The organism is Neorhizobium galegae (assembly GCF_021391675.1).
GTDB lineage: Bacteria > Pseudomonadota > Alphaproteobacteria > Rhizobiales > Rhizobiaceae > Neorhizobium > Neorhizobium galegae_B.
The window spans coordinates 690,535-709,832 of sequence record NZ_CP090095.1; the positions used below are offsets into that span (position 1 = coordinate 690,535).

21 protein-coding genes are annotated in these 19,298 nt (G+C 60.1%); 15 read left to right on the forward strand and 6 right to left on the reverse strand.

What is annotated here, in order from left to right; translation table 11 throughout:
* Positions 1–10: 10 nt before the first annotated feature.
* From LZK81_RS03370 to visR, 10 genes are all read left to right on the forward strand, one after another.
* On the forward strand, positions 11–2,290 hold the full coding sequence (locus LZK81_RS03370) for a chemotaxis protein CheA (RefSeq protein WP_233955205.1): 2,280 nt from the start codon (positions 11–13) through the stop codon (positions 2,288–2,290).
* A gap of 7 nt (positions 2,291–2,297) precedes the next feature.
* Positions 2,298–2,765, forward strand: coding sequence for a chemotaxis protein CheW (locus LZK81_RS03375; RefSeq protein WP_046603221.1), 468 nt, complete (start codon positions 2,298–2,300; stop codon positions 2,763–2,765).
* Complete coding sequence (gene cheR, locus LZK81_RS03380) at positions 2,762–3,670, forward strand: protein-glutamate O-methyltransferase CheR (protein ID WP_046603222.1); 909 nt, start codon at positions 2,762–2,764, stop codon at positions 3,668–3,670. The genes LZK81_RS03375 and cheR overlap by 4 nt, the downstream gene beginning before the upstream one ends.
* Positions 3,667–4,707: a protein-glutamate O-methylesterase CheB gene (gene cheB / locus LZK81_RS03385; RefSeq protein ID WP_046603223.1), complete on the forward strand. Its 1,041-nt coding sequence runs from the start codon at positions 3,667–3,669 to the stop codon at positions 4,705–4,707. The genes cheR and cheB overlap by 4 nt, the downstream gene beginning before the upstream one ends.
* Positions 4,708–5,097: a response regulator gene (locus LZK81_RS03390; RefSeq protein WP_007759259.1), complete on the forward strand. Its 390-nt coding sequence runs from the start codon at positions 4,708–4,710 to the stop codon at positions 5,095–5,097.
* Positions 5,094–5,651, forward strand: a complete 558-nt coding sequence (gene cheD, locus LZK81_RS03395) for a chemoreceptor glutamine deamidase CheD (RefSeq protein WP_046603224.1) — start codon at positions 5,094–5,096, stop codon at positions 5,649–5,651. Before LZK81_RS03390 ends, cheD begins: the two co-directional genes overlap by 4 nt.
* A gap of 29 nt (positions 5,652–5,680) precedes the next feature.
* Entirely contained in the window at positions 5,681–6,070 is a 390-nt protein-coding gene (cheT, locus tag LZK81_RS03400) for a chemotaxis protein CheT (protein WP_038539684.1), read from the forward strand.
* 172 nt (positions 6,071–6,242) lie between these two features.
* Complete coding sequence (fliF, locus tag LZK81_RS03405) at positions 6,243–7,913, forward strand: flagellar basal-body MS-ring/collar protein FliF (protein WP_046603225.1); 1,671 nt, start codon at positions 6,243–6,245, stop codon at positions 7,911–7,913.
* A gap of 411 nt (positions 7,914–8,324) precedes the next feature.
* Positions 8,325–9,041, forward strand: coding sequence for a transcriptional regulator VisN (visN, locus tag LZK81_RS03410; protein WP_233956443.1), 717 nt, complete (start codon positions 8,325–8,327; stop codon positions 9,039–9,041).
* A 13-nt stretch (positions 9,042–9,054) separates the two neighbouring features.
* Positions 9,055–9,801 (forward strand): transcriptional regulator VisR, encoded by a 747-nt coding sequence (gene visR / locus LZK81_RS03415; protein ID WP_046603227.1) that lies wholly within the window; start codon positions 9,055–9,057, stop codon positions 9,799–9,801.
* A 47-nt stretch (positions 9,802–9,848) separates the two neighbouring features.
* Here the strand turns inward: visR and LZK81_RS03420 are convergent, their stop codons facing one another.
* From LZK81_RS03420 to motA, 6 genes are all read right to left on the reverse strand, one after another.
* Positions 9,849–10,283 carry a hypothetical protein gene (locus tag LZK81_RS03420; protein ID WP_046611723.1) on the reverse strand — a complete coding sequence of 145 codons (435 nt, stop codon included), beginning with the start codon at positions 10,281–10,283 and terminating at the stop codon, positions 9,849–9,851.
* A 5-nt stretch (positions 10,284–10,288) separates the two neighbouring features.
* Complete coding sequence (gene flhB / locus LZK81_RS03425; protein WP_046603229.1) at positions 10,289–11,368, reverse strand: flagellar biosynthesis protein FlhB; 1,080 nt, start codon at positions 11,366–11,368, stop codon at positions 10,289–10,291.
* Between the two features lie 213 nt (positions 11,369–11,581).
* On the reverse strand, positions 11,582–12,634 hold the full coding sequence (fliG, locus tag LZK81_RS03430) for a flagellar motor switch protein FliG (RefSeq protein ID WP_046603230.1): 1,053 nt from the start codon (positions 12,632–12,634) through the stop codon (positions 11,582–11,584).
* Between the two features lie 28 nt (positions 12,635–12,662).
* On the reverse strand, positions 12,663–13,247 hold the full coding sequence (gene fliN / locus LZK81_RS03435) for a flagellar motor switch protein FliN (RefSeq protein WP_233955206.1): 585 nt from the start codon (positions 13,245–13,247) through the stop codon (positions 12,663–12,665).
* Between the two features lie 73 nt (positions 13,248–13,320).
* The gene (locus LZK81_RS03440; protein ID WP_046603522.1) at positions 13,321–14,274 is read right to left on the reverse strand and encodes a FliM/FliN family flagellar motor switch protein; all 954 of its coding nucleotides are present in this window, start codon (positions 14,272–14,274) and stop codon (positions 13,321–13,323) included.
* Positions 14,274–15,143 carry a flagellar motor stator protein MotA gene (gene motA, locus LZK81_RS03445; protein ID WP_046603232.1) on the reverse strand — a complete coding sequence of 290 codons (870 nt, stop codon included), beginning with the start codon at positions 15,141–15,143 and terminating at the stop codon, positions 14,274–14,276. The genes LZK81_RS03440 and motA overlap by 1 nt, the downstream gene beginning before the upstream one ends.
* 200 nt (positions 15,144–15,343) lie before the next feature.
* Between motA and LZK81_RS03450 the strand changes: the two genes are divergently transcribed.
* From LZK81_RS03450 to flgB, 5 genes are read left to right on the forward strand one after another with little or no spacing between them, the layout of a single operon-like run.
* Positions 15,344–16,123 (forward strand): DUF1217 domain-containing protein, encoded by a 780-nt coding sequence (locus tag LZK81_RS03450; protein WP_046603233.1) that lies wholly within the window; start codon positions 15,344–15,346, stop codon positions 16,121–16,123.
* A gap of 1 nt (position 16,124) precedes the next feature.
* A complete protein-coding gene (flgF, locus tag LZK81_RS03455) occupies positions 16,125–16,862 on the forward strand; it encodes a flagellar basal-body rod protein FlgF (RefSeq protein WP_046624907.1) in 738 nt (245 codons plus the stop codon).
* Between the two features lie 22 nt (positions 16,863–16,884).
* Entirely contained in the window at positions 16,885–18,282 is a 1,398-nt protein-coding gene (fliI, locus tag LZK81_RS03460; RefSeq protein WP_046603235.1) for a flagellar protein export ATPase FliI, read from the forward strand.
* A gap of 7 nt (positions 18,283–18,289) precedes the next feature.
* A complete protein-coding gene (locus LZK81_RS03465) occupies positions 18,290–18,856 on the forward strand; it encodes a hypothetical protein (protein ID WP_046603236.1) in 567 nt (188 codons plus the stop codon).
* A 53-nt stretch (positions 18,857–18,909) separates the two neighbouring features.
* Positions 18,910–19,296, forward strand: coding sequence for a flagellar basal body rod protein FlgB (gene flgB, locus LZK81_RS03470; protein ID WP_046603237.1), 387 nt, complete (start codon positions 18,910–18,912; stop codon positions 19,294–19,296).
* Positions 19,297–19,298 lie beyond the last annotated feature (2 nt).

The window sequence follows — 19,298 nt, forward strand, 5'->3', positions numbered from 1 at the left end:
AATTCCCCCGATGGATATGAACGAAATCAAAGAGATCTTCTTTCAGGAATGCGAAGAGCAGCTCGCTGAACTGGAGTCGGGTCTTCTCAAGCTGAACGACGGGGATCGCGACCCCGAAACGGTGAACGCCGTTTTCCGTGCCGTTCATTCCATCAAGGGGGGCGCCGGTGCCTTCGGTCTGGACGACCTGGTCTCCTTCGCCCACGTCTTCGAGACGACGCTCGATTGCGTGCGCTCCAACAAGCTGGAGCCGACGCAGGACGTCCTGAAGGTCATGCTGAAATCGGCCGACGTGCTCGCCGACCTCGTCACCGCGTCGCGTGACGGCGGCGGCGTCGATGCGTCGAGAAGCCGCGGCCTCGTCAAGGAACTCGAGGCGCTTGCCCATGGCGAGTTGCCGTCTTCCTCCGGCCACGACGCCCCGAAACCGGCCGCAAAGGCTGCTCCCGCCGCGGCTCCTGCGGCGAAAGCGGAGCTTCTCAAGCCGAGCGACGACAGCGGTTTCCAGCCGATCCCCTTCTCGTTCGACGGTTTTGGCGAGGACGATGAGCCGGCAGTCGAAGGTTCGCTCTACGAGGTGACCTTCAAGCCGCGCCGCGAACTCTATTCCAAGGGCAACGAGGCGGCGCTCCTGCTGCGCGACCTGTCCCGTCTGGGAGAGATGAGCATCAATTGCGATACGGATGCTCTGCCGACCCTCGACAAGATGGATCCGGAAGCATCCTACTTCAGCTGGAAGATCTCGATCCGGACCACCCGGAGCGAAGACGACATCCGCGCCGTCTTCGAATTCGCTGAATGGGATTGCGACCTCGAAGTGAAGTTTGCCGAAGAGGCTTCTTCCAACGAGGAACTGCCGATGGTCCCGGTTCCGTTCGATCTCTCGATCCTCGATGACTCTTCGGCCGGCGAAGACGAAAGGACCAGCGAACGGGGCGCTTCGGAAGAAACCGTCGCCGCGGCCCTATCCGCTGCCGAGACCGCGAGCAACGTCTCCAGGGCCGCCCGTGTCGCCGAGAAGAAGGAGTCGGCCGCCGCCAGTGCCGCCGCCCAGAACAATGCCGCAGCCGCAGCTGCTGGCGCGGGCCAGACGATCCGCGTTGATCTCGACCGCGTCGACCGTCTCATCAACCTCGTGGGCGAGCTTGTCATCAACCAGGCGATGCTATCCCAGAGCGTCGTCGAGAACGACGCGACCGGTACATCGGCCGTCAACATGGGTCTCGAAGAGCTGCAGCAGCTCACCCGCGAGATCCAGGACTCGGTCATGGCGATCCGCGCGCAGCCGGTGAAGCCGGTCTTCCAGCGCATGTCGCGTATCGTTCGCGAAGTGGCCGACATGGTCGGCAAGTCGATCCGCCTGGTCACCGAAGGTGAAAACACCGAAGTCGACAAGACGGTCATCGACAAGATCGCCGAACCGCTGACCCACATGATCCGCAATGCCGTCGACCACGGCATCGAATCGCCCGAAAAGCGCGAAGCCGCCGGCAAGGACCCGGAAGGCACGATCAAGCTGACCGCGAAACATCGTTCGGGCCGCATCCTGATCGAGCTTGCCGACGACGGCGCCGGCATCAACCGCGAGCGCGTCCGCCAGAAGGCGATCGACAACGACATCATCGCGGCCGACGCCAACCTGTCGGACGACGAGATCGACAACCTGATCTTCATGGCCGGCTTCTCCACCGCCGACAAGATCTCCGACATTTCCGGCCGCGGCGTCGGCATGGACGTGGTCAAGCGGTCGATCCAGGCGCTCGGCGGCCGTATCTCGATCTCGTCGCGGCCGGGTTACGGCTCGACCTTCACCATGAGCCTGCCGCTGACGCTTGCCGTTCTCGACGGCATGGTGGTCACGGTTGCCGGCCAGACGCTGGTGGTGCCGCTCACCGCGATCGTCGAGACGCTGCAGCCGGAGGCTTCCGCCATCCATTCCTTCGGCGCCAATCAGCGGCTGATCTCGATCCGCAACTCGTTCTGCCCGCTGGTCGATGTCGGTAGGGTCCTCAACTACCGCGCAACCCAGGCCAATCCGGTCGAAGGTGTCGCGCTGCTGGTGGAATCGGAAGGCGGCGGACAGCGTGCTCTGATGGTCGATGCCATCCAGGGCCAGCGCCAGGTCGTCATCAAGTCGCTCGAGGCGAACTACACCCACGTCCCGGGCATCGCCGCAGCCACCATTCTCGGTGACGGCCGCGTCGCTCTCATCCTCGACGTCGATGCGGTTGTCGCGGCGTCGCGAGGCCAGTCCATGAAACCTGAAATGTCGTTAGCCGCCACGGGTTGAGTTTAATATGTCGTATGCCGTGAAAAATCTGGTCCCGGGAAGCAAGGAGCTGATCGCTTTTCGCATCAGCGATCAGGAATTTTGCGTGAACATCATGTCCGTCCGCGAAATTCGCGGATGGACCCAGGCAACGCCGCTACCGCATGCGCCCGCCTATGTCATGGGTCTCATCAATCTGCGCGGCGCGGTTCTGCCGATCGTCGACCTTTCGGCCCGGCTTGGCATGAAGGATGCCGAGCCGACGGCGCGCCATGTGATCATCGTGGCGCAGATGAAGACCAAAGTTGTTGGTCTCCTCGTCGAAGCCGTTTCCGATATCCTTACGATTACCGACGAGAATATCCAGCCAGTACCGGAAGTCTCTTCCGATCTGGAGAGACAATACGCCCGGGGGATTCTCGCCATCGATAAGCGGATGATCTGCATGATCGAGTTGGATGCCCTCTTCCCCGACACGGAAAGCGAAGTTGCATGAAGCCCTTGGGCGCCATCGAAAGCCGGCAGTCACCGGATGAAGTCCTCGCAAGCGGCGAATATCCGCTGACGCGTCGTGACCTCACCGACATTTCGGCGATGATCTACGCGGATGCCGGGATCTATCTCAACGATTCCAAGGCCTCGCTCGTCTATTCCCGCCTTTCCAAGCATATCCGGGCTTTGGGGTTGCGCGGGTTCAAGGATTATTGCGTTCTGGTGGCGTCGCCCGAAGGTGCCGCCGCCCGCCGGGAGATGCTGTCGCATCTGACGACCAACTTCACCCGTTTCTTCCGCGAGAACCATCACTTCGAGCACCTGCGCGACGAGGTTCTGCCGGGTCTGATCAACCGCGCCAAGAGCGGCGGTCGCGTGCGCATCTGGTCGGCCGCCTGTTCGGACGGGCAGGAGCCGTATTCGATTGCGCTGACCGTACTGTCGCTGCTTCCCAATGCGGCCGATCTCGACTTCCGCATCCTGGCGACCGATATCGATCCGAAGATCCTGGCCGCGGCCCGCGCCGGCGTCTACGACGAAAACGCGCTCGAGACCATGACGCCCGCCATGCGCAAGCAGTGGTTCCGGGAGGTCGATGCCGGCGGACGCCGCAGGTTCCAGATCGATGAACGCGTCAAGAAGCTGATCACCTTCAACGAGTTGAACCTGATGGCGCAATGGCCCTTCAAGGGCAATTTCGATGTCATCTTCTGTCGCAACGTCGTCATTTATTTCGACGAGCCGACGCAGATGAAAATCTGGTCCCGCTTTGCCTCGCTCCTGCCTGAAGGCGGACATCTTTATATCGGCCATTCCGAACGTGTCTCCGGCGACGCGAAGAACCTGTTCGATAACATCGGCATCACGACCTATCGTCATACCGGTAAGAATGCAGGGAGGAAGGCATGAGCGCTCCGGCACGGGTCCTGGTCGTCGATGATTCCCCGACCATGCGCGGCCTGATCACGGCCATCCTGAATTCCGATCCGGAGGTGAATGTCGTCGGCCAGGCCGGCGATGCGCTGGAAGCGCGCGTCGCGATCAAGCAACTCAACCCCGATGTCGTTACCCTCGATATCGAGATGCCCAATATGAACGGGCTGGAATTCCTCGAAAAGATCATGCGCCTGCGTCCTATGCCGGTAATCATGGTCTCGGCCATGACCCATCAGGGTGCCAATGCGACGCTGGCCGCTCTGGAGATCGGCGCCTTCGATTGCGTCGGCAAGCCAGCCCCCGGCGATATTCGCCCCTTCATGGATCTTGCCGAAAAGGTGAAGGCTGCAGCCCGGTCGGGACCCCGCCGCAACGGACCGGCTCCGTTCGTCGCCGCCTCTCCTGCTGCGGAGTACCGGGTGGGCAGGAAGGTTGTGGCCATAGGGTCGTCAACCGGCGGTGTCGAAGCCCTTATCGCGGTGCTGCAAAAGTTCCCGCAAAACTGCCCGCCGACTGTAATTACTCAACATATGCCTTCCACGTTTACCAAAAGTTTTGCTGAACGGCTTAATCGTATCTGCGCTCCTGTGGTGCAGGAAGCTACCGACGGCGCGCGGCTGGAGATCGGCAAGATCTACCTCGCGCCTGGTGGCGAACGGCACTTGCAGGTGGTCAATCCGTCGGCGCCATGTTGCCGGCTGATCGAAAGGGAGCCGGTAAACGGCCACAGGCCCTCGGTGGACGTCCTTTTCGACTCGGTCGCCGATCTGGCGGGTCGTAATGCGGTCGGGGTCATCCTGACGGGCATGGGCCGCGACGGAGCTGCAGGTTTGCTCAGAATGCGTAGCGCGGGCGCACGCACGATCGGGCAGAACGAAAAGACGTGTGTGGTCTACGGCATGCCGAGGGTTGCCCATGAAATGGGAGCCGTCGAGCAGCAGCTGCCGCTAGGCTCCATTGGAGAAGAAGTGTTGAAGTTAACTGCCGCCCGAAAAGAAGGTACCGAATAAATGTCTATCGCTGAAAAAATCAAAGTTCTGATCGTTGATGATCAGGTCACCAGCCGCCTGCTGCTCAGCGACGCCCTGACACAGCTCGGCTTCAAACAGATCACGTCTGCCGGCGATGGCGAGCAGGGCATGAAGATCATGGCCGAGCAGCCGCACCATCTCGTCATTTCGGATTTCAACATGCCGAAAATGGACGGTATCGGTTTCCTTCAGGCCGTTCGCGCCAATCCGAACACGAAGAAAGCCGCATTCATCATCCTGACGGCGCAGGGCGACCGTGCCCTGGTTCAAAAGGCTGCGTCGCTCGGCGCCAACAACGTACTCGCCAAGCCGTTCACGATCGAAAAGATGAAGGCCGCTATCGAAGCGGTGTTTGGAGCATTGAAATGAATGACGCCGCTGCAGTCAGGCGTGTCCATATCATCCAGGGGGAATTTAAGGTCCTGAACGACCCGAATGCCGTTCTCTCGACGATTCTGGGCTCATGCGTGGCTGCTTGTCTTCGCGATCCTGTCGCCGGTATCGGCGGTATGAACCACTTCCTGCTTCCGGGATCCGGCGGCTCCATGACCTCGGGCGGCGATGCAACGCGTTATGGCGTGCATCTGATGGAGTTGCTGATCAACGGACTTTTGAAGCAGGGTGCCCGGCGAGACCGGTTGGAAGCGAAGATTTTCGGCGGCGCCAAGACGATTGCCAGCTTTTCGAATGTCGGCGAACAGAATGCCGCATTCGCGATGCAATTTCTAAAGGACGAAGGCATTCCGGTGGTCGGTTCCTCAACGGGCGGGGAACACGGGCGCAAGCTCGAGTTCTGGCCGGTGAGCGGCCGGGCTCGTCAGTATCCGCTGACCGGTGCCGAAACTCAACGGACGGTGGCTATGGAGGAGCGTCCGGTACGCACGCCGCCGAAGCCGGTCGAGAGCTCAATCGAGTTCTTTTAAAGAAGTCATTTCTCGGGGCGAAAGAAGCCATGAACGACATCGTCAAGACGCCAATCGCTCCCTTTGAGGAATCTCTTCCAGAAGTCCTGATGCGTCTGGTCTCGGAGCTTCATGACGTCGCCTACCTGATCGAACGGGTCGAGCCGCAGCTTCTGGAGCTCGGCGGCGAAACGATCCTGCAGTCGCCGGACAGCTTGAAAGTCCTGCAGGGCATCGACCTTGCCGTCCAGAAGACGCGCGGCCTTGCGGAATTCGTCGATACGATCACCGGTGGCATTCCCAGCGAATGGATGGTCGATGTCTCGACCGCCCTCAATCTCGTCAAGCTCGCCGACATGCAGAAGGCGCTCACCAACGGCATGCGCCACGGCCATTCCCAGCCTTTGAGCAAGGCAGCCGGCGATTTCGATTTTTTCTGATCGCCAGCCCTGACATGCATGCTTCGGCCATGACGGCCGGGACACTCGCCAGTCTCACGATCCCATCCACAATCGCCAAAACCATGCGCCCGCGAAACGCTCGCACAAGCTTCGCTTCCTAAGGTGCGATTGAGCATAGGCTCGAATACCTAGTTGGCGATGTGGGAACAGAATGAATCTGTTGGCTCAATTTTCACAAGTCTTTAAAAATCTGGCCGGTTTAGGCCAGACGCGACTTATTGCTTTAGGCGCTGTCGGCGTCGTTTCAATTGCGATCGTTATTGCGGCGGCCCTCTTCGTTAACAAGCCGGCTTACGAGACGCTCTATGTCGGTCTTGATACGGCCGACCTCAACCAGGTAAGCATCGCGCTGGCCGAGGCCAACATGTCCTTCCAGGTCGGTACGGACGGCACGAGCCTTCAGGTTCCGGCCGGTACGACGAGCAAGGCCCGGCTTCTGCTGGCCGAGCGGGGCCTGCCGAACAGCACCAACGCCGGTTACGAACTCTTCGACAATGTCGGTTCGCTCGGGCTGACCTCCTTCATGCAGGAAGTCACCCGCGTTCGCGCCCTTGAAGGTGAGATCGGCCGGTCGATCCAGCAGATTAACGGCGTCAACGCCGCCCGCGTTCATATCGTCATGCCGGATGTCGGCAACTTCCGTAGGGGTGAGCAGAAACCGACGGCATCGGTGATGATCCGGGCCAGTTCGACGACCGGGCGCAAGGCTGCTTCGTCCATTCGCCACCTTGTCGCCTCCGCAGTCCCCGGCCTCGACGTGGACGACGTGACCATTCTGGATTCCGCCGGTCAGCTGCTCGCATCAGGCGACGAATACGGCGGCAGCGAAATGAACAAGTCGCTGAGCATCGTCCAGAACGTTCAGCAGGAAATCGAAAACAATATCGACAAGGCGCTGGCGCCTTTCCTCGGCATGGACAATTTCCGTTCCAGCGTCACGGCGGCCCTTAACACGGATAGCCAGCAGATCAACGAGACGGTGTTCGATCCGAATTCCCGCGTCGAACGTTCGGTCCGCACCACCAAGGAAGCGTCGAAATCGCAGCAGACCCAGGACGACAACGCCACGACCGTGGAGCAGAACGTGCCGCAGGCCGCTCCGCCTCCGGGTGGGGCGAACGGTCCGAAATCGTCTGATCAGTCCGACAAAAAGGAAGAGCAGACCAACTACGAAATCAACCAGAAGACCGTCGCCACGACGCGCAACAGCTACCAGATCGAGAAGGTTTCGGTCGCAGTCGTCGTCAACAAGGGTCGTATCGCGAAAATGGTCGGCGAGCCGGCTGACCAGGCCAAGGTCGATGCCTATCTCGCTGAGATGCAGAAGATCGTGGCATCCGCAGCCGGCATTAATGCCAACCGCGGCGACATAGTCACGTTGACGGCCATGGACTTCCTGGAGAACCAGCTGCTCAGCGAAGCCTCCAGCGGCCCGGGCGTGATGGACATGCTGAGCCGGAACGTCGCGGGCATCATCAACTCGCTCGCCTTCGTCCTGGTTGCTTTCCTGGTGGTCTGGCTCGGTCTTCGCCCGCTCATCCGCACCGTCAGCGGCAACAGCGTCGCCGGCGACGCAGCGGACGGTGCGGGTCTCGAACTTCCGGATTTCTCGCCGACGACCGGCAGCCCGGCACTCATGGACGGGTTTGGCTCCGACTTCGGTTTCGACAGCTCGAACGACATGCTGGGCGGTGGCGACGACGAGGGCTTCAACCGCCGCGTCAAGGAAGGTCCCGAAAAGCGCCTGGCCCGCATGGTCGAAATCTCCGAAGAGCGCGCCGCCAAGATTCTTCGCAAGTGGGCGCTCGAGAAGGCAGCCTGACGGGGTATCACGAAAATATGATCGCTATGGGCCGGACCTTGTCCGGCCCATTTCTTTTCAGCCCCGCCGCACACTTGGCTAATTTATCTATATGGCGAATCAGCATGAATATGGCGCAACTGGGGAAATCCGATGTCGAGGCGATGGTAATTCGTAACGCGTCTCCTACAATGACCTTGATTCGTACAATCACTTCCAGAGGTCCCAAAGAGGTGGAACTACTGAAACTCCCGGTGTCTACGACGAGGGAAAGCGGCTACCGCCAATATTCTTGATGTATTTGCTTAATCCGGGATCGTTTCGGCGCTGGAGGGGTTGTATGGAAATCACAACATGCCGCGATGCGGGCATTCATGATGAATGCGCCACGAGGCGGGGAGCAGGTACCGAATGGAGTTGTCGGGGGTAGAAATGATGACGGAGGGGCGCTCCTATGCGGAGTCTGCCGGCTCCAGAGGACTCTCGCGTGAGCAATTGGTTCGCCGTCTTTCGGTTTTGGCGGGCTCCAACAACATTCAGGCGGTCATGCGCCTGCTCGCAGATTACGTCGGCGCTTCTCATTTTCTGCTGGCCCGCTACGACCTCATCCAGGAACAGGGCCTCGATTTCATCGTTACCTCCAACTGGCCCTTTGATCTCGTCCGGCGCTTGGGCTCGGAGCTCGCAAGCGGTTACGCGCGTTCCACCGAACTGGAAAAATGCCTTTCGCTGCTGACACCCAGCTTTGCCTTGTTGCCTGACGACATCGTGCCGCCTGACGACATCAGCCGGCAGTATTGCGCGCTGACCTTTTGCGTCGGCAGGACGCGTTTCTCCCTGATGCTGCTGTTCCTGGACGGCATCATCCTGTCGCAGGAACGACTGAGGGAGGTGGGCTTGTTCGCCGCCTACGGCGCCAGTTTTGGAGAGAACGCCGATGCCAGGACGGAGCGTGATTTCGAACTGACGGAACGCGAGCTGGAATGTCTCTTCTGGATTGCGGAGGGCAAGACCAGTGACGAGATCGCCGTGATCCTCGGCATATCCCGTAATACGATCAACAATTACATTACCAGCGTGATGCGCAAGACGGCAACCAAGACCCGCTCCGAGGCGATTGCCTACGCGGTTCGCAACAATTTAGTTTAGGAAAATAATTTCAATGGGTTATTCGCGCAGCGGCACGGCAGACGGACCTGGAAGCATCCAGTATCTGCGCCTCCAGCGCGCATCGAGCCGGTCAGACATCTTTCCGAAGCTCGTCGCCATGCAGAAGAACCTGAAGGCGCGGAATTTTGCGGTTTTCCGGATTGCCGGCGCCGGGCTGCCCAACAAGCGTAAGCTTGTATGCGAGCTCGAAAACTGGGGAGCCGGCGCGCTCGAGAGCAGCAACCAGCTCATCGGTGTTTATGGCGAGGCGTTGCTGGACCATATCGAAACGTCGCTCCTGCCGCTGATCTGGAACGGATCGGAGAATACCAGTTTTGCCGATGCGGGCGAGTTTTCGCCATTGACGCATCGCCTGGATTCCGGCGTCGTTCCCTTTTCGGGTATCGCCTTTCCCGTGCGCCTCGGCGCCCTCGGCAACGGCTACGTCGCTTTCTTCGGGACATCGATGGATTTGGTGAGCGATGTCATCATCGATCAGCATGTCAGGAGCTGCCAGGTGGTCATGGACCTTCTGGCACTGGACGAACGTCGCAGCGTTCCGGCGGAATCGCTGAGCGAACGTGAGATTGCCTGCCTTCAACTGGCCGGCGACGGTCGCATCAGCGAAGAGATTGCCGAAAAGCTCGGCCTCTCCGTCCACACCGTCAACGCCTATCTTGGCTCGGCCACCATCAAGCTCGATTCGGTCAACCGTATCCAGGCGATCGCCAAGGCGATCAGGCTCGGTTATATCCACTGATCCGTTCGGATAAGAGCCCGTCTTTTTTCGTCTCGGGGTAGGGCGGCTCACATCTGCGAGTTGCTGGTCTTCACGAACTTGGCTTCCTGGAGGCTCTTTGCCAGGAAAGCTGTGTTGTCGTGGGGATCCTCGAAGGGCGCCTGGAACGCAATGTGGTCGATCTCGAGGGCTGCCAGCTGGTCAGCCAGCGTCAGACGCGCATAAACCGAAACACCGCGCGGCTTGATTTCGAGGTCGAGGACGACTTCCGGCTTGCCGTTCCATTCGAGCTTGTAGTCGCCGCCGGAGCCGAAACTGACGGTCCCGGGATGGAAATAGAGCTCGGCTGCTGAAGACACGAGATCGGCAAGGCTGCCGTGGCACTCTAGACGTAGAAGTGAGATGAGATCACCGGCATCGAGCAGGCGAAGTTCCGAAGCCACCGGGCTGATTGCTTGTGCAACGATTTCTTCCCGTTCGGTGGAGTAGGTGCATTTCTTCATGACGCTCAGCGTGTCCGTTTTTTTTGCGACCGGGAAGCGTAGACCCGGTGCACGAGTTCTGCCACAGCCTTGTAGAAGACTGGCGGAATGACACTATCCGCCGAGACTTGCGCAAACATGGAGCGCGCCAGGGGCGGATCCTCGAAAATGGGGATATCGTTTTGCTTGGCGATTTCGCGAATCTTGAGGGCAATCAGGTCCTGGCCCTTGGCGACGACGACCGGCGCGTCGTTCTCCTCGCGCACGTAACGCAGCGCTACCGCAAAGTGAGTCGGGTTGGCGATCACCAGGGTGGCGCGCGGCACGTTGTTGATCATCCGCCGGCGGGCACGGTCGCGCGCGACCGATTTCTGGCGCTGCTTGACGATTGGGTCGCCCTGCGCCTGCTTGTATTCGTCCTTGACCTCCTGCTTGGTCATCTTGAGTTCGTTGTACCAGTGGTAGCGCGTCCACAGGACGTCGACCACGGCAAGTATCCCCGCCGACAGGACAACAACGACCACCATTCGGCGGATAATTGCATCCAGTTTCACGAGGATGACCTGCGGATCCGAGAACATCGCGTCCAGCGAGGAGAGATATTCGCCGCGCAATGCGAAATACATGATCACTGCCACGATCAGGATCTTGAAGATCGACTTTCCGAATTCGACGAAACCCGGAACGCTGTAGATCCGCCCGAAACCCTTGGTGGGTGAAACGCGGGAAATCTGCGGCCGCACGCGCTCGAGGACCAGTGACGGCATGTTCTGCGCGAACGACGAGCCAAGCCCGAAAATGATGAAGAGCAGCATCACCGGAACGAGGAACGCAGCGATCGCCCAGCCGAGATGGACGCTCAGCGAAACGACGTCCGTCGAATTTTCGAGCCGCCACTGATCCGGCTGTTCGAAAAGGTCCTTCAGCGTCTCGGCCATTTTTGCGATGTTCGAGGGCAGGAAGAAGACGAGAAAGACATAGAATGCCAGCATGGAGGCGAAAAGCGGTACCTCTCGGGAGACCGGGACGTTACCCTTGTCTGCCGCTTCCGACATTCGTTTGGCGGTCGGGTTTTCTGTTTTACTGTCTTTATCGTCGTCGGACACGGCTTTGAACCAATCGGTCTTCCGGTTGCGAGGACGTGGCTCAAACGAATCGGCCGCCGCCGCCCGCGATGTTACCGCATCGCCTGCTAGCCGCTAATCGAGTCAAGAAAAAGACTGTGGGTGGCCGGAAAATATCGGCGAAAGGCTGGCCGAAACGAAAACGGAGCGGGAAATTTCCCGCTCCGCTTCCTTCGTGGCGCCTTAATCGGCAGGTCAGGCGGCTTCGGCCGGCTTGTCGCCTTCCTTCTTTTCTTCCTTGAGCATGATCTGGCCCGAATTGGCGAGCCGGATCGCTTCCTGTGCGATCGCGCGACGGGCAATCGCCACTTCGCGCGGATTGAGGTTCATGTTCTGAACCGCGAGATCGCTTTCGATCATGCGGCGTTGGCGCGGGCTGATCGCCGCGAGAACACATTCCTTGATCTCGTTGGTCGCGCCGCGCAGCGCCATCGTGAGAATGTCCCCTGCGACGTCGTTGAGCAGCATGACGCGGCTGCGCTGCGGCATGTAGAGCAGGTCTTCGAAGAGGAAGATCTTCGGGCGGACCTTGTTGACGGAGTCTTTGCTGATCGTCTCGAGTGAGCTGAGCAGGGTATCGACCTGGCTCTTTTCGAGCTCGTTCATTAGCTCGGCGACCTTGTTCGAGCCATTCGAGTTGCGTTCGGCTTCGATTGCCGCGATCAGTTCCATCACCCGGTTCTCGATGATCTGCGCGGCCTTGGGACTGACTTCCTTCATGTTGACGGCGCGGTTCATGATATCGGCGCGGCGGCTGTCGGGAAGCTGGAGAAGGACCTTGGCGCCAAAGATCGACGGCATCTGCGAAAGAATGTAGGCGACCGTCTGAGGATGTTCGCGCGACAGGAATTTGCCCACGAATGCCGGATCGGCATCCTGCAGGCGGTCCCAGATATTGGCCTGGTAGTCGTCGAACGCGGCGCGGCGGCCGAGCAGCCCGTCGACCTCTTCCGGCGTGAGGCCCGCTTCGAGAATGCCCTCGATCGCTGCGGCATTGTCCATGAGACCGGTGCCCTCGGTGAACAGGTCCTCAAACTCGTTGACGAGTTCGAGGAGTTCGTCCGGGGGGATGGCGCGCAGGCTCTGGGCACAGGCTATGATATTCTGCAGCTCGGCCTGGGTGAAATACTTGAGAAGCTTGCCAGCGACGCCCTTGCCCATAGCCAGGAGCACTGCCGCGGCCTTTTCGGCCTTGGACAACGGTTTCGTAGAGAGGGCGCTGCCACCGAAATCCTCAAAGTCCATCATGGTCTTCCTTCTCTGTCCCAAACAGGGATCAGGTTCTTCTCGTGCTCAGTACTTCCGTCAGTCGCACACCGAAACGCGTGTCGTCATTTTCCAGCACGGTGATTTCACCCTTGCCGATGCGGCGTCCGTTGACCACGATTTCAACCGGCTCGCCGATCTTCTTGTCGAGTGCGATCGTCGCACCCTCCTCGAGGGTCATCAGGCCCGACACCTGCATGCGGCTCGTACCGAGCACGATCTCGACGTCGATCGGGATATCCATGATCAGGTCGAGATTGGCGTTGAGCGCGCTGCCCGGTTCCTGGTAGGCGGCGCTGCTGGATGTCGAGCTGCCGAAATCGTTGCCGCCGAAGCTTTTTGCTCCGCCGAGACCCGAGGCAGCGCCACCGAATGTATCAGCCTGTGCTTCGAAGCCGCCGCCGAAGGACGGAGCGTCGGCCGAAAAATCCGAGGTTGCGGACGAACCGAAATCGGCATCGAAATCAGGCGCGCCGCCATCGGCATCCGTCTTCAAGACGCCGCGCAAATCGTCGATGGCCTGATCCAGATCGGCATCATTGCCGATCGGCATCAGCGAGTCGTCGTCGGTGAGAGGTGTCTTCTTCGTAGCCATGCGGTGATTATTCCTGTTGAAACTTGCGTCAGCCTGCCTTGGCGAAAAAGCCGATAACAGGCTGGCCGCGGGTCTAGCCTATCAGGTGTTGGAGAATCTCGTCGTCCGTGCTGATGTTATCCTTTACGCGGACTGTATACCGCTCGCCGGACCGCCCGAATTCGCACGAATACATATCCCGGCCGTTTGCACTGACCTGAACCTGGACATCGCGCTTGTCCTGGAAAGCGATCACGTCGCCGGCTGCGAGCCGCGAGATCGTACCGAGCGTCAGCTTCTGCAGGCGAATACGGGCCTCCAGGGTGACATGCGAGCGGCGGACCTGGTCTTTCATGCGGTCCGTCCATTCCTGCTTGGCCTTGGAAGCCTGAGCCTTCGACTTCGGCGCGGTGACCTTGGTCTTCAGGAAGGCACGTTGAGGGATGACGAGAGCGAATTCGGAGATCACCGAACCGAGCTCGAACGCCATGCGGATGGAGACGCCGAATTCCGGGCGCGCCAGATCGTCCGACTTTGGGCGGTCTTCGGCGTTATGAGGCCGTTCAAGGCTTGCTTCGAAGCTCCCCTGCGCGTTGACGCCGGAGCGCAGCACGTCGGCGATCCGCTCGAAAACCATCACGGCGAGGTCGAGTTCGATATCAGAAAGCGGACGTTCGATCGGCTGTTCGATCGTGTTGGGGGCGGAGCCCAGCATCAGTTCCATGAGTGCAATCACGAAGCTGTTGCCGCAACCGAGCACGAAATTCGGGGACCAGTTGCGCAGGGCTCCGTCGGAAAGGGCAAACCCATCGCCGAGGTCGGCGATGAGATCGGTCATCAGGCCGGACGTGCAGCTCACATAGGAGACGCCGATCCGGATGCCGGTTTCGCTGTGAAAGACGTCCGGCAGGAATTCCGCGTAGAGTTGGGCGAATTCGCTGCTGATCTTCTCGACGGTCTTCTTGTCGCCGAGGCCTCCGGTCAGTTTTGCCAGGAGCGCCAGGTCCATGCCCGACGCCGGTGATTGGTTTGCTTGGTTCGACGTCATCATGCCGCCTTTTCTCCACCAGGATTCATCATTTCCTGCTCGACCGAGTCGATCGAGGGCCGTTCTTTGTTGGAAATCGTCTTGCGTCCGTATTCGAGCGCGACCTGCGGCACGGAGCCGTTCATGTAGGCAAGCAGGGTCTGCTTGACGATGATGTACAGGCGATGCTGCTTGGTGCGGACGATCTTGATCTGGGAGGTCAGCGGGTTGCAGACCGAATAGGACAGGAAGATGCCGAGCATGGTGCCGACGAGAGCTGCACCGATGAGACCGCCGAGAACTTCCGGCGATTCGTTGATCTTGCCCATCGCCTTGATAACCCCGAGAACGGCGGCGACGATACCGATGGCCGGGAACGAGTCACCCATCGCGGTGATCGCGTGATAGGGCTTCATCTTGTCGGAGAACATGGTGCTGATTTCTTCATCCATCAGGGCCTCGATCTCATGGGAGCGGGCATTGCCGATGATGATGAGGCGCACGTAGTCGCAGATGAAGGCAGTCAGTTCCTTGTTCTTCAGGACCGTCGGAGCGGTCTGGAAGATCGGCGATTCCTCCGGATTGTCGATATGCGCCTCGATTTCGTTGCGCGACTTGGTTCTAAGGTCGCGCATCAGCGAATAAAGCACGCCGAGAACGTCTAGATAGTTCCGCTCTTTCGGTACGGCGTTCTTGAAGGCCTCTCCGAGCGCCTTGCCGCTATCCTTCACGACTTTCATCGGGTTGGCCATGATGAAGCCGCCGAGACCGGCGCCACCGATGATCAGAAGCTCGTAAGGCTGGATGAGGACGTCGATGTGGCCACCCATGGCCATGAAGCCACCGAGAATACAGCCAACGGTGATGACAAAGCCGATAATAATATTCATCGCGTACCTGTGCCCGATTGTTTTCGTTTGTCTTGGGGATAAGGCGTCTGGCTTGCGTGAGGCTGGCTGTGGAGACGCCATTGAAAGCAGGTCCGGAACAGCCTCGCACAAGTCTTCGAGCCTAGTTCTGCCGACGATCGGACCGGATTGCCCGCTCCGCAGCGACGTCCGCCGCTTCCGCGGACTTAGGTAGAGATATCGTGATCACGACCTATACCAGCTACGCAATGATCAGCCGCGACATGTCGAAGTCGCTGGAACGCGTCGCCGAAAAGCCGGAAGTTGCGCGCGAGAGCGAATATTACCTCTCCAAGATCGGCAGCATCAAAACCATCGACGACTTCATGGCCGATACGCGCATCTATAATTACGCGCTGAAGGCTCACGGTCTCGAGGATATGGCGTATGCCAAGGCGTTCATCCGCAAGGTCCTGACCGAGGGTACCGACAACAAGGCGGATTTCGCCAACCAGCTCTCCGACAGTCGCTATTCGCAGCTCGCGGAATCCCTGAATTTTGCCGCCTTTGGCACCACCGCCACCTCCTTCGACAAGGCCCAGAAGGGCGTCGTTGACAAGTTCCAGCGCCAGACGCTGGAAGAGGATGCGGGCGTCGACAACATGGGTGTCCGGCTGGCGCTCTATTTCGAGCGCACCGCCCCAACGATCAAATCCGGCATGGAAGTTCTTGCCGACGACGCGCTTTCGGAAGTCATGCGCACCGCGCTTGGAATGTCGGCCGACATGATCGGGGCCGACCTCGACCGCCAGGCCAAATACATCGAAGACACGGTCAAGATCGCGGATTTCCAGGACCCGGCCAAGGTCAACAAATTTCTCGAGCGGTTCACGGCGATGTGGGAGATCAGCAATCCCACCGAGAGCTACGATCCGCTCGCCGTCTTCAATTCCCCATCGTCGAGCGGAATTTCCACGGATCTTCTGATCTCGATCAATAACCTGAAACTCGGAGGCAAATGATATGCAGTCCGGACTTTACGTCGGCATCTCTTCCCAGATCGCGCTCGAGCGCCGCTTGAACACGATCGCCGACAATATGGCCAACATGAACACCGTCGGCTTCCGTTCCACGGAGGTCAAGTTCGACGAGGTCTTGAGCAAGACCCAGAACGATATCGGTGCGAAGGTCGCGTTCGTCACCCAGGGCAACGACTATCTGTCGACCCGTACCGGCGAAATGCAGCGCACGGGCAACCCGCTGGACTTCGCAATCAAGGGCAATGCCTGGTTCGCGATCGATACGCCGGCCGGCCAGGTGCTGACCCGCGACGGCCGTTTCACGATGGACGAGCTCGGCCAGCTCCGTTCGATCCGCGGTTATGCGGTTCTCGATGCCGGTGGTGCTCCGATCCAGCTCAACCGCGACGGCGGCCCTCCGACTGTCGGCTCCGACGGTATCATCCGGCAGAACGAGCAGCCGGTCGCCAGCCTCGGTCTGTTCACGGCTGACGTCACGAAGGGCTTCGTCCGCCACGACAACTCCGGCGTCATCACCGTCGATAACCCGCAGCCGGTGCTCGAGGGCATCGAGAACTCCGTCGTTCAGGGTTACCTCGAAGGGGCGAACGTCAACGGCATCCGCGAAATGACCCAGCTGATCCAGGTCAATCGCGCTTTCGAAAGCATCTCGTCGCTGATGCGCGACAGCGAGACCTCGCTGGACGATGCGATCAAGACACTCGGCGGCTCCAACGCTTAAACGATAGGAAAGAGGGCCCACCATGATGGAAGCGGCTATCCTCGATGCAGTCAACGGCGGCAAGCTGGCCCAGCTTGCCGGCCTTTCGGCACGTTATTCCGACCCGGCCTTCTCGGTCGCCCACGGTGGTCATGTCAGGACCATCGCTGCAGGACATTATACCGTCGCGGGCTTGTCGAAACACGTGCGGCTTGGCGAATTCGTCGCCCATCGCAGCGCGACCGGCATCCATCTCGGCGAAGTGGTCCGCGTCGAGCCGGACATCATCTACGTCTGCCCCATCGAACCCGGCGAGCCGATCGGCATCGGCGATACGGTGATCCGCAAGGGCGCCTTCCGTGTCGCGCCGGACAATAGCTGGTGTGGACGCACGATCAATTCGCTCGGAGAACCGATCGACGGCAAGGGTCCGGTCGGGCGCGGCCTTCATCCGCGTTCGATCGCCAATACCGCTCCGCCTTCGATGACACGCAGCCGCGTCGAAAAGGGTTTCAGGACAGGGGTCCGGGCGATCGACATCTTCTCGCCGCTCTGCCTCGGCCAGCGCCTCGGCATTTTCGCCGGCTCGGGCGTCGGCAAGTCGACGCTTCTCTCGATGCTCGCCAGAGCCGACTCCTTCGACAAGGTGGTGATCGCGCTGGTCGGCGAGCGCGGCCGCGAAGTGCGCGAATTCATCGAGGATACGCTTGGCGAGCACATGTCGAAATCGATCGCCGTCGTCGCGACCAGCGACGAAAGCCCGATGCTGCGCAAGATGGCCCCGCTGGTGGCGATCACCATCGCCGAACATTTCCGCGACCAGGGCGACAACGTCCTGTTCATCGCCGACAGCGTCACTCGTTTTGCCCATGCGATCCGCGAAGTCGCCGTTGCGGCCGGCGAACCGCCGATCGCCCGCGGTTACCCGGCGTCGGTCTTCACCGAGCTGCCGCGTCTGCTTGAGCGCGCCGGCCCGGGCGTCGAAGGAACGGGCACGATCACCGCGATCATCTCGATCCTCGTCGATGGCGACAACCACAACGACCCGATCGCCGACTCGACCCGCGGCATTCTCGACGGTCACATCGTTCTCGAGCGTTCGCTTGCCGAGGAAGGCCGCTACCCGCCGATCAACCCGCTCTCCTCGATCTCGCGTCTTGCCCGCAAGGCCTGGACCGAGGATCAGGAAAAGCTGGTGTCGCGCCTGAAATCGCTGGTGCACCGCTACGAGGAGACCCGTGACCTGCGCCTGATCGGCGGTTATCGCGCCGGCAGCGATCCGGACCTCGACATGGCGATCAAGCAGGTGCCGGTCATCTATGAAGTCTTGAAGCAGACGCCGGGGGAAAAGCCGACGCTCGACGCTTACGCGGATCTGGCCAATGCGCTGCGGGCGGCGGCAGGGCAGGCCAATCCGCAGTCGGCCATAGCCAGAAGGTGATTATTCGATGAGCGACAAGAACAACCAGGAAGCGGCAGCTCAATCGGAAGAGGCTCGCTCGCGATTGGGCGACAAGATCCTGGTCGCGACGGGCATCACCCTGGCCGCAGCCTCCGCCTTCTTTCCATGGTACGTCTTCCTCAATGCCGACAAGTTCGGCATCCGGACGGAAGCGCTCGGCCGCACGCGCGATCTGCCCCCCGGGGCCGCCCGCTCGGTCGTGACCGTGTCGCCTCTCGCCATGACCGACAGTTCCAAGGACGATTGGCCGAAGCCTGTCGAGCCGATGGATGCGCTGACCACGGCCACCACGTCGTCCCTCGGCGAAACGCGCAAGGACGGCAATCTGCAGGAAGAGCAGCCCTTTCCGGGCCGCGGCAATTTCCGGCTGCTTCACGTCGCCAACGGCCGCGCGCTCATCGAGGACGGCTCCGGCATGTACATGGTCCGGGTCGGCTCGGTTCTGCCCGACAACAGCAAGCTCGCCACGCTCGAACAACGTGGCGGCAAGTGGGTGATCATTACTTCCAGCGGAGAAGTTTATCAGGACACGGGCGGGAGTGCTCGCCCGTAAGTCCGACGCAAGGTTACTGGCATAGTTTCCGGACAGAAGATGGAGACAAGCCTATGCAACCGATTCAATTGTTCGAAATGGCATCCCGTCAGGCCGATTGGCTTTCGGTGCGCCAGGAAGTTGTTGCGGGCAACATCGCGAATGCCAACACGCCGAAGTTCAAGGCGAAAGACATCACGCCTTTTGATTCGGTGCTGGACCGCACGCATGTTCCGATGGCCCGCACCAATCCGGGCCATTTCGCCAGCAACGACCTCAGCGATGAGATCGACATCAAGGCATCGGAGCTGAACGACGAAATCGGCGTCCAGGAATCCGGAAATACCGTCTCGCTGGCCGATGAGCTGACGAAGACGGGTGAAATCAAACGCCAATACGAATTGAGCACAGGACTAGTGAAATCGTTTCACAGCATGATGCTGACGTTAGTTAAGAGGTAAGC